Origin of the sequence: Streptomyces sp. NPDC006140, from assembly GCF_040628815.1 — a bacterium.
Lineage (GTDB): Bacteria > Actinomycetota > Actinomycetes > Streptomycetales > Streptomycetaceae > Streptomyces.
Genome location: NZ_JBEXTS010000035.1, coordinates 1 through 14,103, shown reverse-complemented (window position 1 = coordinate 14,103; position 14,103 = coordinate 1). Strand labels below are relative to the sequence as shown.

The 14,103-nt window shown below is 71.3% G+C and carries 11 protein-coding genes; 2 read left to right on the top strand and 9 right to left on the bottom strand.

From position 1 onward, the window contains the following. The 3 genes from ABZ386_RS41860 to ABZ386_RS41850 all read right to left on the bottom strand — a co-directional run. Window positions 1-1,264 (bottom strand): M15 family metallopeptidase (locus ABZ386_RS41860; RefSeq protein WP_358968740.1); only part of this gene is annotated, 1,264 nt, incomplete at its 3' end. Then, window positions 1,261-2,754: an NUDIX domain-containing protein gene (locus ABZ386_RS41855; RefSeq protein WP_355727754.1), complete on the bottom strand. Its 1,494-nt coding sequence runs from the start codon at window positions 2,752-2,754 to the stop codon at window positions 1,261-1,263. The genes ABZ386_RS41860 and ABZ386_RS41855, both read right to left, overlap by 4 nt. A gap of 57 nt (window positions 2,755-2,811) precedes the next feature. Further along, window positions 2,812-3,948 carry an NUDIX hydrolase gene (locus ABZ386_RS41850; RefSeq protein WP_356506399.1) on the bottom strand — a complete coding sequence of 379 codons (1,137 nt, stop codon included), beginning with the start codon at window positions 3,946-3,948 and terminating at the stop codon, window positions 2,812-2,814. A 92-nt stretch (window positions 3,949-4,040) separates the two neighbouring features. Here ABZ386_RS41850 and ABZ386_RS41845 point away from each other — a divergent pair. Both ABZ386_RS41845 and ABZ386_RS41840 read left to right on the top strand, forming a co-directional pair. Next, window positions 4,041-4,900, top strand: a protein-coding gene (locus ABZ386_RS41845; RefSeq protein ID WP_355727930.1) for an IS5 family transposase whose coding sequence is annotated in 2 segments (ribosomal slippage) — window positions 4,041-4,392 and window positions 4,392-4,900 — 861 coding nt in all. Because the reading frame shifts where the segments join, the coding sequence is not laid out codon by codon here. A 51-nt stretch (window positions 4,901-4,951) separates the two neighbouring features. Then, a complete protein-coding gene (locus tag ABZ386_RS41840; RefSeq protein WP_355727928.1) occupies window positions 4,952-5,335 on the top strand; it encodes a ribosomal protein L7/L12 in 384 nt (127 codons plus the stop codon). Window positions 5,336-5,341: 6 nt separating this feature from the next. Here the strand turns inward: ABZ386_RS41840 and ABZ386_RS41835 are convergent, their stop codons facing one another. The 6 genes from ABZ386_RS41835 to ABZ386_RS41810 form a co-directional block, all read right to left on the bottom strand. Continuing rightward, window positions 5,342-7,282, bottom strand: a complete 1,941-nt coding sequence (locus ABZ386_RS41835; protein WP_356506398.1) for an ABC transporter ATP-binding protein — start codon at window positions 7,280-7,282, stop codon at window positions 5,342-5,344. A 233-nt stretch (window positions 7,283-7,515) separates the two neighbouring features. After that, window positions 7,516-8,640: a hypothetical protein gene (locus ABZ386_RS41830; protein ID WP_355725988.1), complete on the bottom strand. Its 1,125-nt coding sequence runs from the start codon at window positions 8,638-8,640 to the stop codon at window positions 7,516-7,518. Continuing rightward, a complete protein-coding gene (fxlM, locus tag ABZ386_RS41825; RefSeq protein WP_355725991.1) occupies window positions 8,633-10,678 on the bottom strand; it encodes a methyltransferase, FxLD system in 2,046 nt (681 codons plus the stop codon). The genes ABZ386_RS41830 and fxlM overlap by 8 nt, the downstream gene beginning before the upstream one ends. Before the next feature lie 36 nt (window positions 10,679-10,714). Beyond that, the gene (locus tag ABZ386_RS41820; RefSeq protein ID WP_355725994.1) at window positions 10,715-11,785 is read right to left on the bottom strand and encodes a lanthionine synthetase LanC family protein; all 1,071 of its coding nucleotides are present in this window, start codon (window positions 11,783-11,785) and stop codon (window positions 10,715-10,717) included. After that, window positions 11,782-13,821, bottom strand: coding sequence for a lantibiotic dehydratase family protein (locus ABZ386_RS41815; RefSeq protein WP_356506397.1), 2,040 nt, complete (start codon window positions 13,819-13,821; stop codon window positions 11,782-11,784). Before ABZ386_RS41815 ends, ABZ386_RS41820 begins: the two co-directional genes overlap by 4 nt. An 88-nt stretch (window positions 13,822-13,909) precedes the next feature. Further along, window positions 13,910-14,103: FxLD family lanthipeptide (locus ABZ386_RS41810; RefSeq protein ID WP_358968732.1), on the bottom strand; the 194-nt coding region annotated here is incomplete at its 5' end.

Below are 14,103 nucleotides of genomic sequence, written 5' to 3'. Positions count from 1 at the left end.
GCAGTTCGATCGGTCCGTAGCGCGCGTGCGGCTCCTGCCGCATCAGCGCGTCGTACCGATCCGCTACCGAGAAGTGCCAGAACTCGGTCGCATAGTTGGTAAAACCTGCGTTCTCCATAGCGTTGAGCAGCAACGTGCGGTGGTGGCGCGCGCGATCACTGAGGTTCGGGGCGTGAGTGAAGCAGGCGCCGTCGCTCTCCTCGGGGGAGGCATTGACGCGGGTGCCGAGGTCGAGTTCGTGGCCGTCCTGGTCGACGAGGGTTACGTCCACGGCCGCGCCCGCGGAGTGGGGCGCGATCTCCGGCGGCGACACGTACCGGCTGGCGGCCTGGTGCAGCTGCTCAGCTGTCCAACCGGGGTGAGCGGAGGCCAGCTCGTCCCGGTACTCGGTGAAGTAGTGCTGCTGTAGGGCCAGCGGCCGGTAGCCCTCGATGAACAGCAGGTCGGTGCCGGCGGGCAGGAGCGAGCGGGCGTGCTCCAGCCGGGCGAGGACGCCCTCGCGGACGTGGGCGAACGCGCCCAGTGGATCTTGCTTGCGGGGATCGACGCGGAAGCTGTGGTCACGCACGTCGACGAGCGGCTCCCCGCACTCGCGCACGGGGATCGCGGCGACCCGCAGATCGGACATCAACACCAGAGGGTTCATCGAGTCTCCCTGCGACGGCTTGCACTGCGGTGGCGGGATGGGGGAGGCAGAGGTCAGGTCGGTCTCGCGCAGGATTCGCGCGATGGTGTCCTGCAGCGTGCTGTCGGCCGGGATCACGGTCTCCAGACCGCCGGGCAGCAGATCCAGCTCGCGGTACCAGGAGGCGAGGTGGCTGTCGGTGACGTGAGCCAGGTACGCGGCATCCGCCTTCGACGTGTGTCGGACAAACGTCGATTCCAGCGGCACGTCCAGGTAGTAGCAGCAGGAGACGCCGCGGTGGCCCCGCACCAGAGACGTGATCAAGTGGCTGTAGCGATCGGCGTACAGGATCCCTTCAAGCACCACGTGAAAGCGGGCGTTCAGTGCTTGGCGTGCGATCCTGCCCAGCAGGGCGATGTTGGCGCCACGCGCGGTGTCGTGTTCCCTGAGCACGTTCCGGCGGATCACGTCCTGGCCCACGATCGCGATACCGCGGCCGTAGTGATCTCGCAGGCCCTGGGCCACGCTTGACTTGCCTGACGCCGAGTTGCCGCGGATCACCACCAGACGGGTGTCCTCACGGCCGGCCGCAGTTGCAGTGGACACACGACGGTGTGCGCCGCTCGGAGTGCCGGTCATGTGCGCCAGCCCGTCTCGCTGTACAGGTCCCCGTTCTGGATCTTTGCGATGGCTTGGCGGGTGTAGGAAACGAGGTTGTCGGGCAGCGCGGCGGGGTCCCAGAACTTCCACTGGGTGCACTTGTCCGGCTCGCGTAGTTCCGGCTCGCCGGTCCAGGTGCGAGCGCGGAAGAACAGGCCCATGCGGGGCCGGTCCCCGGCGCGGTCGATGTGGTGGACGACGTGGACGAGTTCGACATCCTGGCGCTCGATGTGCAGGCTGGCTTCCTCCCGTGCCTCTCTGATCAGGCAGGTGATGGCGCTCTCCGGCTCGCAGTGGCCGGCCAGGACGTGCCAGGTGGACGGCGCGAACGCGGAGTCGGGGTGGCGCAACCCGAGCAGCACCGTCCCGTCGGGCCGCTCCAGGTAGAGGTGGACGCCGATGACGTTGAGGACCGTGCCGTGCGGGGAGGCTGGGCGGTGCTCCTCGTGCGATGAGAGCCCGCTCTGCGACGCAGTGCTGGACGCGTTGGCCGGGCGGCTGGCGGCGTGGCGCCGTACGAGGTCGCTGGTGGTGTCTGCGATGCGCAGGCGGTGGAGGTCGTTGGGGGCGAACCAGGCCAGCATCACCCCTTCCGTCAGGTGGAGTTCGCGGGGATCGCCGTTCCAGCGGCCGGCGTAGATGGCGATGGCCACGGGCGCGTCGGCGTCGTCGGAGGCGTACTCGGTGCCGAACGGGGTCAGGTCGGCGAGGTCGAGGCCGGCTTCCTCGGCCAGTTCGCGCCGCACGGTGTGTTCCAGGGTGGCGTCCTGGGGCTCTCGGCCGCCCCCCAGCAGGGACCACATGCCCGGCTCCCAGATCCGGCCGGGGAAGTAGTCGCGCAGGTGGAGCAGGTACTCGCCGCGGTCGTTGTAGATCAGGGCGGAGGCGTTGGCCATCTCCGGTTCGGTCTCCGGCGGGAGCTTGAGCAGCTTCTCGCGCAGGGAGGGGGAGGTCACCCTGTCCACGGGACGCCACTCGATGCCGCCGACCTCTTCTTCCTGCAGCACCACCGGCGCCTCGGCCGCGGTGTGCAGGTGGAAGAGGAACCGGAGGTCGAAGTGCTGGTGGCCGGGTTCGCCTCTGCCCGGGTGGGCGTCGATGTCGTGGGTGTCGATGTCGAACGGCACAGTCTCGTAGCCGGGCCACGGTGCCACGGCCTGCGGCGGGATCCCGGTCTCCTCGTGCAGCTCCCGCAGCGCCGCCGCTGCCAGTGACTCGTCCTCGGGCTCGGCGTGTCCACCGGGAGCGAGAACCTTCCCGCTCGCCAGGTGCAGCACGTGCAGGACACGGCCAAGCGGGTCGACAACGACCGCGCCGCAGGTGACGTGTCCGGTGAAGGTGGAGCGGCTGGCGATGTCAGTGGGCCGATCGAGGGCGTCCAGGAGGCCGCCGAGCTGCTCGCGCTCCTGAGGGTGGCGAGCGAGGTAGGTCTCGACGGTGGTGCGGATGTGATCGTGCGACAACGGCATGGGGTTACCTCAAAGGGGAGTGGAGCGGGACGTGTTGAGGCGGGGTGCTCGTTCGGGTCAGGTCAGCCGCATCCCCTCCGCAGGGATCTCCTCGATGGCGGCGGGGCGAGCGGTGGGCAGGCCCCACCGCTCTCGTGCCGTCTCCACCGCGAGCTGGGCTTGCCGCGCGCCGGGCGGGCCCCAGCCCAGCAGGGCGGCTGCCTGGGCGGGGGTGGCGAGCAGGCGGGCGAAGGGGTGGCCGGTGGCGGGGTCGACGGCCACCGGCCCGATGCCGGTGACCCGAGCGGCCAGGCGGAGCCGGGCGTTGGGCCCCACGCCGCCGTAGACCTCGCCGGTCTCGTCCAGCACCCAGCCCAGTCGCACCGGATCGGTCAGGGTGAGCTGGGCTTCCTCGGCGGCTTCGCGGTGCAGGGTGTCCTCGGGCGTCGCGTCGGTCTTCTCCACGGTGCCGCCGGGCAGCATCGGCAGCGCACCCCGCGGGCCGGGGTCGGCCACCAGGACGACCCGGCCGTCGGGGACGAAGCACCAGGCCCAGGCTTGCTGCACGGGCAGCTGCCCGGGGACGGGGCCGCGGTTGAGAGGGCTGTCCCACAGAGGCCGGTACCGGACGTGGACGTCATGGCGGTCCAGCGCCGGGACGTCGAAGATGTGCCGGCCATCGGCGAGGTGAGCGGTGGCGGTGTTCCCGAGCCGGGCACGGCAGGCGGCGAGCATGATCTGCCCGTCCACGGGCCGCAGCCGCTGCACCGCGTCCCGGGTCTCCAGGAAGGCGTACTCGGACAGCTCCTCGCGCGGCAGGCGGATCGCCTCCACCTGGTCGGGGCGGAGGGTTCCCCCGTCGAAGACGAACCAGATCTCGCCGGGGCATGCCGTGGCGGGCTTGAGGTCGGGGTGGTGCGGGGAGAAGGAGTGGACGGCGAGCACGGCCGACAGGGATAGATCCAGGCCCAGTTCCTCGGTGATCTCGCGCCTGCACGTGACGTGCGGGTGTTCGCCGGCTTCGACGACGCCTCCGGGCAACAGCCACGAATTGTCCTCGCGGTAGGAGGGGTGCACCAGCAGGACCCGGCCGACCTCGTCGGTGATGATCGCAGCGGCGCCGAGCCACGCCGCATGCCTGGATGCGGCGTACTGCGCAGCGGGCAGAGCGGCACGCGGTGAGACGTGATCCGAAGGGGAGACGGAAGAGGTCACGTATCTCTGCCTTCCGAGACGGTGTACGGGCGAGTGGGCAGCGCGGAACGGCTAGAGCGTGTCTCCTTGACCTGCTCAGCAGTTGACCAGATGTGTCTGTCCGGTTGGTGATCACTGATGCGATGTGGGACCGGATCGCGCCGTTGATGCCCGCCAACCCGGTCCGCGGTCGGCGGTGGGCCGACCATCGCCGCACCCTTGAGGCCATTGCGTGGAAGTACCGCACCGGCTCGCCCTGGCGAGATCTGCCGGATGAGCTGGGCCCGTTTCAGACCGCTCACAAGCGACTGCTCAGGTGGGCCGTGGACGGCACCTGGGAACGGATCCTGGCAGCGCTTTTGGCGGCAGCCGACGACGATGATGACATCGGCTGGACCGTCTCGGTGGACTCCACCGTCTGCCGTGCCCACCAGCACTCCGCCGGCGCCCGGAAAAGGGGGCGCCGGGCCGGGTCGAACCTGAGGACCATGCGCTCGGACGATCGCGTGGCGGCCTGAGTACGAAAGTTCACCTCGCCAGCGACAGCCGTGCACGGCCTCTGGCCATCCGCGTGACCGGAGGCCAGGCAGGTGACGCGCCGGCCTTCGAGGCCGTCATGGCGGGCATCCGTGTCCCGCGTACTGGCCTCGGGAGGCCGAGGACTCGGCCGGAGGCCGTCCTGGCGGATCGCGCGTACTCATCCCGGGCGATCCGGAAGCATCTCCGCCGCCGCGGGATCCGTGCGGTCATTCCTCAGCCGTCCGACCAGGTCGGTCACCGTCTGCGGCGAGGCCGTGCCGGCGGGCGCCCGCCCGCCTTCGACGCCGAGACGTACAAACAACGCAACGCGGTGGAGCGATGCATCAACCGGTTCAAGCAGTGGCGCGGCCTGGCCATGCGAACGGACAAGCTCGCCATCGCCTACCAGGCTGCACTCCACCTTGCCGCCACCCTTGTCTGGGCTCGGCGGTAGCGACTGCGCGGATGATTCACTTGCAACAGCTTGAGGCTGCCGGGAGGGCGTGTGGAAGAGCCAGGATTTCGAGTCCTGCTAACGGAGTCAGGCGACCGGAAGACGGAGGCGATCCGTGCGATCCGAACGGTCACCGGCCTCAGCCTTTGGAACAGCAAGCTCCTGCTGGACAGTGCGCCCGTAGCGGTCACAGAACCCGACTGGCTCGAAGCCGCCCAGGACGCAGCCGGTGTCCTCGAGGCCGCGGGTGCCCACGCGGCAGTGGTCTGCGACTGGTGCGACCGCACCGTCACGCGAGGGACTGGTCCGCTCGACCTGGCCCCGTGCAGTGGGCCTTGGCCTCACGAGGCCTGTCGGGCGAGTTGCCCGCCTTCAACCGACTCGGCACGACAACTGATGACGGACTCACAGCCAGATCTGAGAGACACGCTCTAGGGGTGATCAGGGGGTGTCGCCGCTCATCCGGCGCTGCAGCTCCCACAGGGTCCGGAAGAGACCTGGCTCCTGGGTGAGCTGGGCGTAGGTGCCCTCCTGGACGATCCGCCCTTCGTCCAGGACCACGATCCGGTCGGCGACGGCCACGTTGGTGAGCCGGTGCGTGATCAGCAAGATGGCGCGGTCCTTGGCCAGTTCGCGCAGGCCGGCGAAGATCCGGTGCTCCGCGCGGGCGTCGAGGGCGGCCGTGGGTTCATCCATCACCAGCAGCGCCGCCTGCCGGTGGAACGCGCGGGTGAGGACCAGGCGCTGCCACTGCCCGCCGGAGAGCTGCTGCCCGCCGAACCACTCGCTGGTCAACAGGGTGTTCAGGCCGGAGCGCAGGCCCGGCAGCATCTCCGCGGCGCCGGACGCCTCGCATGCGGCGAGCAGGGCCGCATCGCTGGTGTCGCCCTGCCCGAACGTGATGTTGTCGCGCATCGTCAGCGGCAGGTACGTGAACTTCTGCGGCACCAGCGCGACGTGCTCCCACGACCCCCACGGGTCCAGGTCCGCGGTGGAGGCGTGGTCCCAGGCCACGTCGCCCTCGGTGGGCAGCAGCAGCCCGCACAGCAGGCGCGAGAGGGTCGTCTTGCCGGAGCCGTTCTCCCCGACCAGCGCCACGATCTCCCCGCGCCGCACGTGCAGGGAGACGTTGCTCAGGCTGTCCTTCGGGGCGCCGTCGTAGCGGTAGGTGACGTCGCGGACCTCGAAACGCTCCGGGGCCGCGGTCACGGGCGCGGTGCCGCGGGAATCGGTCATGGCCTGGCCGTGGGCGTTGTCGAGGAAGTTCTGCCAGTCCTGCACGTACCAGCCGGTGCGCACCAGGCGGGCCCCGCCGTTGATGATGCCGCGCACCGAGCCGGTGGCGGTCTGGAGGGCGAAGACGGCGCCGCCTCCGGCCGCCAGGCTGATCCGCCCGGAGGCCAGGAGCCACAGCAGCGCCGCCCACACCGCGGCCGAGGCGATCCCGCCGGCCGCTGTTCCGGCCAGCCCCATCCAGGCGCCGGTGTTCGCGGCCTTGCGTTCGGCGGCGTTGACCGAGGCGGCCAGGCGCCGGTACCGGCCGATGAGGAAGGGCCCGGCCAGGCAGGCGCGCATCTCCTCGCTGGACTCCATGTAGGCCATGTGCCAGCGCAGTTTGCCCAGCATCCGGCGTCGCCCGGAGGTCTCCAGCCCGGCGAGGTAGAGCACTCGGGCGGAACGGACGTAGGCGGCGGCCTGCGGCAGGCAGGCGAGGAAGAGCAGAGGCAGGAGCAGCGGGTGCAGGACGGTCAGGACGGTAGCGCCGGCCGCGAGCGTGGCGGTCGCCGCGAGGACGTCCTGCGCTTCTTCGACGAGGTCGGGGGTGACCTGGGCGCCGCGGTCGGCGATGTCGTAGGCGTCGTTGTAGCCGGGCTTGTTGTTGGCGGCCAGTTCCGCGCCGAGCGCGGCCTCGATCATCGTCAGCTCCGCTGCCCGGCCGAGCACCGGGCGCAGACGGCCGGTCAGCCAGACGACGGCGATGCCCAGCAGCGCGCGCAGGCCGGTGGCGGCGGCGATCACGGCCAGCTGCGGGGCGGCGTCCCACAGCCGCTCGGTGATGTCGCCCGAGGAGATCAGCGCGGTGATCGTGCCCGTGACGGCCAGGAGGCCGAGGGCCGCGAGGACGCCGGTCCCGATCTGGCACACCAGCAGGCCGATGGTCGCGCCGCGGTCCACTCGCCAGGCCATCTGCACTGAGCGCCGCACGAGCGAGGGCAGGCGCCGCGCCATGGTGCGGGAGGTCAGCAGGGAGCCGGCCTGGAGCCTCGACGCGTCGCGGTAGAGGTATTCCTCCTCTCGAACACCGGCCTCCTGCGGTTCGTCGTCCGGCGCGGCCCCCTTTGGCGGTTGCGGCGGCTGGTCCTGCGTAATGGCCGAGGTCATCGTTCCCCCTAGGACGGTCGCTGCGGCAGAGTCGTGAGGTCTAACGACACGGCTGCGATATCGAACACACGTCATTCGGTCGTGCTGGGGAGCCTGCTATTTCCTGCGTCAGGGAACCCCGCGGGCGCGGGATCCCTGGTCTGGCTTGGAGCGGCTGCGGGCAGGAAATGGCCGAAACGCCGACACCGCCAAACAGCGTGGGCAGCACGGCGGGCCATCCCGGTCGTCCTCTCCTAGCCGGGATCTGGTTCGGCCTGCAGCAGCCTTTCCAGCTCTGTCTCGGCGTGGCCGACCGCGCCCGTCAGAGCCTCATGGTGGTGGGCGGACAGGACGCCGGATCCCAGTCCGGCCGCAGCGATCACCGCGTTCAGCGCGTCTGTTGGCCGGTCGTCCAGGGCGGCCGCGGCGACGGGGTGGTGCAGTGCGTCTCGTGCGGCGTAGGCGTCGAGTCGGGCAACGCTGACGAGGGAGTCGAGTACGCGGGCGACATGGCGTCCGGTGCGGTCCAGTTCCAGGGCTGACAGGCCCGTCCGGGTCTGGAAGGCGGCGGTCGGCGGATCGGGATGGTCAAGGAGCTGGACGGCTGCATCAACGGTGCGGTCGAGGTCGGGTTCAGGGACGGGGATGTCTGCGGGCCGGCAGTGGGTGTGCAGGAGGAGGGCGATGGCTCTCTCCCAGGGCTGCGTGGGCTGGGTGGTGTCGATCAGGTCGCGGGCCTGCTGGTCCAGGCCCTGCTCCATGAGGGCCATGATCTTGATTTGGCGGCCGTCGAGGAGGCGGTTGCCGATGCCGCGGTGCTGGGCCATGGCCTCGGCCGCCTCGGTCCACCGCCCGATCTGGGCGAGGGCGCGGGCGCCGTCCACGAGCAGGGTGACGTACAGCTCCTGGCACACCGTGCGGTGGTCCTCGTCCGTGCCGGTCAGAGCAGACAGGTCGACGGTGCGGCCGTCGATGTCAGCCTTGTTCCGATTTCGGGCAGCGTCGTTGAGGCAGTACAACAAGCCGTAGGCGAGTTCGCCGTGCCCGGCGCGAGTCTGCAATCGGGAGAGGTTGACGAGCGGCATCAGCGACATGACGGCGACCCGTCCGCTGAGGCGTCCGGCGTCGGTGAAGACCTGGTGCTGGCGCCAGCACAGATCCTCGGCCAGGCCGGGCAGGCCGACGTCGGAGGCGATGAGCGCGGCGTAGTTGAGGACCCCGCAGGCGCGGGCCACCAGGTCATGGTGGCTCGCACCTGCGGGCGCGACGGTCAGCCCGGTGAGGTGGTTGATGCGCTCCTCCAAGGGGAGCGCGGGCGCCTTGGTGCGGCGGACCAGGGGGATGCGGCTGGCTATCGCGGGAATCATCGGCTCAGCCATTGCGCGCCCAGTCGACGACCAGTCGGCTGTAGGGCTTGTCGACGACGAAGCGGGCGTCGTCCGCCGTCAGCCGGTCACGCGAGTCCGCGACGGCCATCCGGAAGCCCGGCTCGGGGGCGTCGTTGCCGCCGGTCGCGTCCCAGGCGCGGATCTCGCTCACGACGCGCTCGGCGAGGTCGGCGCCGCCCTCGCCGTGGCCGATCACGCCGACCTCCCAGTACCGGCCCTTCTCGTCCTCGCCCTCGCGGATGGTCAGGTACGCGAGCGACCCGCCGTCGAGGGCGGCCATGGAGCCCCACCCGAAGTGCGGGGTGAATCCGGGGCGCTGGCCCGGCAGGCGGGACAGGCCGTTGGGCAGCACGCAGGCCAGGTACAGATACAGCCACTCCCACGCCGAGCCCTGCCGGAACTTCACCCCGGTGTAGAGCTTGGTCTGCTGCTGGTCGAGAACGGAGCGCAGCGCCTCGCGGTCGACGTCCTGCTCGCTGAACGTCTCCAGGCGCACGTTGCCCTCGCCGGCCATCGGCACGAGGGTGTACACGTCGTCGCAGACGCCCTTGCGCAGGGGGATGAAGGTGGCCATCTCGCAGGAGACGGTCTTCCACGCGTCGCCGTCACGTTCGAAGGCGAAGGAACGGGAGATGCTGCCGCGGATGCGCATCGGCAGGACCAGGCGCCCGCCGGGGGCGAGCTGGTCGAGGATCTTCACGGGGACGTCGCCGGCGCCGACGGTGAAGATGATCCGGTCGTAGGGGGCGTGCTCGGGCAGCCCGGCCGCGCCGTCGGCCATCACCGCGGTGGCGTTGTCGACCCCTGCCTCGGCGAGGTGCTGGCTCGCGCCGGCGACGAGGTCCTGGTCGACGTCGAGGGTCCACACCTGCCCGCCGGGGGAGACGATTTTGCCGAGGAGGGCGGCGTGGTAGCCAGTGGCGGCTCCGGCTTCCAGGACCTTGTGGCCGGGCTGGGTGCCGAGCTGTTCGAGCTGGGTGGCGACGATGGACGGCGCGGAGATGCAGGAGATCATCTCCCCGTGCTCGTCGTGCTTGATCGGGACCGCGTCCTCTTTGTACGCGCTCTCCAGGTCGACGCCGGGCAGGAAGGCGTGCCGGTCGGTGGTGCGGAAGGCGTCGATGGCCGCCTTGCTGCGCAGGTGGCCGCTGTCGACGAGCCGCTGGGCGAGGGATTCGCGCAGCTGGTTGGGGTCGGTGACGGGTGTCATGGTGGTCTCCATTCGAGGGAGGCTAGGGTCCGCCGGGGCGGACTTGCGGGTGGACACGTCAGCTCCTTCTCCGGTGGAGAAGGCGACGTGACGGCCGAGCCACGCGGTGGCGGCCTGCGCTTCGGCAGGCACGCCTGCGCGGTTGAACGCGAAGATCGCGTGATGGGCGATGACGCCCCGGATTCCGCGTATCAGTCGGCCGTCAGCGGCGAGCCGGCGCAAGCGGCGGCCGGCGTCCTCAAACGCGGCGACGCGCTCGACCCAGCCCGCTTCCGCGTCTGGGCGCAGGGAAGCGTCCGCGTTCATCAGCCGCCGCATCGCGGAGACGGCTCTCTCCAGCGCGGGCCCCTGGGGCGGGGTGACGGGGGGCCGCAGGGCAGCCCACCGGGCCCATGCATCTCCGGCTTCGAACGGGTCCAGTCCCGCCTCGCGGATCATGGCGGACAGCAGCATCACGCTGCGCTCACGGGCGCCGGGGGTGCCAGTCTCGGCGAGCGCGGCCGGGCTGTCGGCGCAGAACACGTCGTGCGCGACCTCCATGCCCTCGGGGCCGCCGAAGGCATGGATCTCCGGCTCGTAGATCCCGCCCGTCCAGCCGGTGATCACGCGGGCGGCGACGAGCTGGTCCAGCAGGCCGGTGGCCGGCTGTTCGGTGCGCAGACGCACGCCGGCGTCCTTGCGCAGGAAGTGGAAGCGGCGCCCGGACAGCGCGGTCGCCAGGGCCCGGGCGGCGTCCGCGTGCTGGTCGGGGAAGGCCACGGAGGCGTGCCACCAGGACGTGTCCGGGGGGATCGGCAGGTTCTCGTCGTCGAAGGTCATGGGCAGAAAACTCCTTGCGAGGCGGCGGGGAGAGGGTCAGGTGAGCAGGAGGACTCGGGTCCAGCCGGTGGTGTCGGTGGCGTTCAGGGCGAGTTGGGCTCCTGCGCGGCCTTCCATGAATCCGGGTTTGGGCAGGCGTTCCCAGTCGGCGGCCAGCCGTCGGTGCAGGTCCTGGACGATCGGGGTGAAGCGTGCGGGTGCGGGGCTGTCGGCGGCGACCGCGCGGGTGAGGGTCAGCAGGCCGGCCCAGCCGTGGCAGAGGGTCGAGTCGGTGATGCGGGCGAGCCGCAGCGGGTCGGTCAGGATGGTCTCGACGGTGTCCTCGGCCGCTTGGCGCCGGGCGGGGTCGCCGAGGGCGAGCGCGGCGAGTTGCTGGGCGCGGGCGATGCCGGGCTGGCCGTAGCACCAGGACTGGCGGGCCGGTTCCGCTGCGGGCGGTTGCTCGGCGACTAGGTGTGCTGCGGTGGACCAGTAGTGGGCGCCGTGCCGGTCGAGCCAGGTGGCGAACGTGCCGACGGCTTCCTCCTGGCCGGGGACGCTGACGCCGGCGTGCAGGGCGAGGGAGAGCACAGCCAGGGGCCCCGCGATGCCGTGGGCCATGCCGTTGTTGCCGTGCCCGCCGGCCATCTCCTTCCCGTCCGGGCCGACCGGCGACCACCACCCGGGCTGCATCCGGCCTTCACCGCGGGTTGGGTGCGCGAGCGTGACGAGGCAGGCGAGCACGTCGGGCAGCCGGGGCGCGATCGGGCGGCGGGACAGCAGCAGTGCGGCGAGTCCGGTCAGGCCGCGGATGAGGTCCCATTCGGCGAGGTGTGGCAGCGCGCCGGCGGCCTGACGGCGGTGTGCGGCGGCGAGCCGGGCGTCCACGACGCGGTCGACGGCCGCGCGGACGTCGTCGCCGGCCCCGTGGGCACGGGCCAGGACGAACTCCAGGGCGGGTGCGCCGTGGAGGAGGCTGGCGTTGCTGCCGGTGCTCACCCCTCGGACGGTGGCCTGGGCGAGGTGGCGGCGGGCGGTGGACATGTCCCGGCGCTCGATGTCGAGCAGGGCCATTCCCAGGGCGCCTTCGGACAGGTCCTGCGTCCGGGGCACGGTCGTCGTGGTCATGAGCGCCTGGCCAGGGGGACGACAATGCTGTGGGCCCGGCCGTCGATCCACCCGTCGGCGTCCGGCGGGGGCGCGTCATGCAGGGTGGCGATGCCGAAGGGGCTGGCGTCCAGGTGCGCGCGCAGGAGGTCCAGGTCGACGTTGCGGGTGAGGTCGAGGGGCAGCTGCTGGTCGTCCTCGGCGAGCAGGACCCGTTCCGGCACCCTGAACCGGGCACGCCAGGCGTGGAGTTGCGCCGCCCACTGCTGGAGTGTGGCGGTGCGGGCGGGCAGCGTGCGGCAGCGGATCTTCCACCGGGCGGCGGTGAGGATGGTGCGCCGGTAGGTGAGGGCCGGGGTGAAGGGCAGGGTCCAGGCGGCGCCCCAGTCGAACCAGGTCACCTGCGGGGAGGTGGCTCGGCTGATCTCGCCGAGGAAGCGGGCCATCGGCGGGGTGTAGTTGTTCCACAGGAAGTTGATGGCGGTGGGGGCCAGCACTTCCAGCGGCTTGCCCGTTGCGGACTCCACCAGCTTGGGGTGGCCGTCGGCGACGGTGACCGACAGGTCGCGGGGGAACAGGACGTGCGGGGCGGGGCGGCGGAACTCGCCGACGCTGACGATCCGGGGCAGGGCCTGCGGCGCGCGGGTGAGCAAGTCGGCCGCCACCCGCCCGGCGTGGAAGGAGAGCTGGGCGAGTTCCGCCTCCGGATCGACGGTGGGCAGGTTCGCGTACGCCGTCTCGGTGCCGGGGAACAGGTGCCAGAACCGGCCGGTCATCGATCCGGCCGAGCGGGAGACGGTCAGAACACGCAGCCGGAAGCCGCCTCGGTCCAGAGCCGGAACAGAGGCGGCGTGGACCTGTGCGGCCAGTTCGAGGTGGGGCGCCGGATCCTGGGCCTTGTCGCCGGCCGCTGCTTCCAGTTCCTCGATCATCGCCCCGGTCACGGCGACGGTGCGGCTGCCATCGGCGGCGGCCGTGCCGGCCAGCTCCAGCAGCAGGCGGTCGCGCCGGGACATCGGCCGGGGCGGTTCGCTCGCCGTGACGAACCCTGCCGGGAAGCCCACTCCCCGGTCAGGGTCCGTCACTGTTTCCACCGGCACGGCGGTGTTCTCGCCGTAGCGCTCGGAGAACTGCTCGATCCACCGACGCCAGGTCGGAGTCCCACTCTGATGGGTGACCAGGCGGGCCAAGACGGTCGCCGCGGTCCCCGCTTCGGTCAGCACTTGCTCGGGCAGCCGCACGTCGGCGTCCAGCCGTAGGTCGCACGCTGTCCGCAGGCCGGCTGCCTGAGCGCGCTCCGTGGGCGGTAAGACGTCGGTGGGGTTGGCGATGATGGCGGGTGCGCGCAGGGAGGAGCGCAACAGCCGCACCCGCAGCAGGTCACCGAGCAGCCGGTTGCGCGCGGTGCCGCTCACGGCGGGGAATTCCGCGGCCAGCTTGTCGGACAAGTAGCGGTAGGTGATCGGTGATCGGGCCAGGTCGAGTACAAGACGCAGTGCGGGGCTGAGGGTGAGGCGGAACTCGGCGTCGCCCTCGGAGGGCACGTGGATGTGCTGGTCGCGCTGCCGGATCAGGGTGTTGACGCAGACCTCGACGTCGGCCATGCGCGCGGCGTCGCTCTCCCAGGTGCTGAGCATCTCCTCGAGTCCGATCGGCTCGGGGCGGGCCACGGCCTGGTGCTTGTCGCCGATGTGGACGGACGTGGTCTGGTCGAAGCCGAGCGGGGCGACGCCGGCGAACAGGCCATAGGGGGTGGAGCGTTGGGCGTAGCGGATCGCGTAGCGGGCGGTGGACAGCGCCGCCCGGCGCATCCGGCGCACCTTCGGTGTGCGGCCGTCGATGATGGCCTGCACCTGGTCCGCCAGGTGAGGGCTCGCCTGCGACACGGTCCGGCGGAAGTCGGTGTCGGACCACACCGTGCCCAGCCACGCGCGCCACTCGTCCACGGGTGCCGGGGTCGTCGGCCAGGGCGGCATGGCGGGCTCGGTCGTGTGCACCGCGGCGCGCAGCATGGCCTGTCCCGCAGCCTCGTACAGGCTGGGCCGTTGCCGTGTCATCAGGGCTCTCCTCCAACTTCTGCGTGGCGGGCGGGGCGGGCCGGACGGGGAGAGCCCCGTCCGGCCCGCGTTGCCGGGGTGGCCCGGCTTACGAGGTGGTGCAGGCGCTGGGGCAGGAGCTGCCGCAGGTGTCGCCCGTGCTGCACATCAGGACCGTCTCGGTCGCTGGCGTGCCCTCGATGAAGGTGATGTCGAGCCCGAACGGGTCCTCGTCGGTCTTCACGAGGTCCGCCTGCGCGGGAGCGGCCGGCCTCTCGGTCTGGATGGCGGTCACGCATGCCT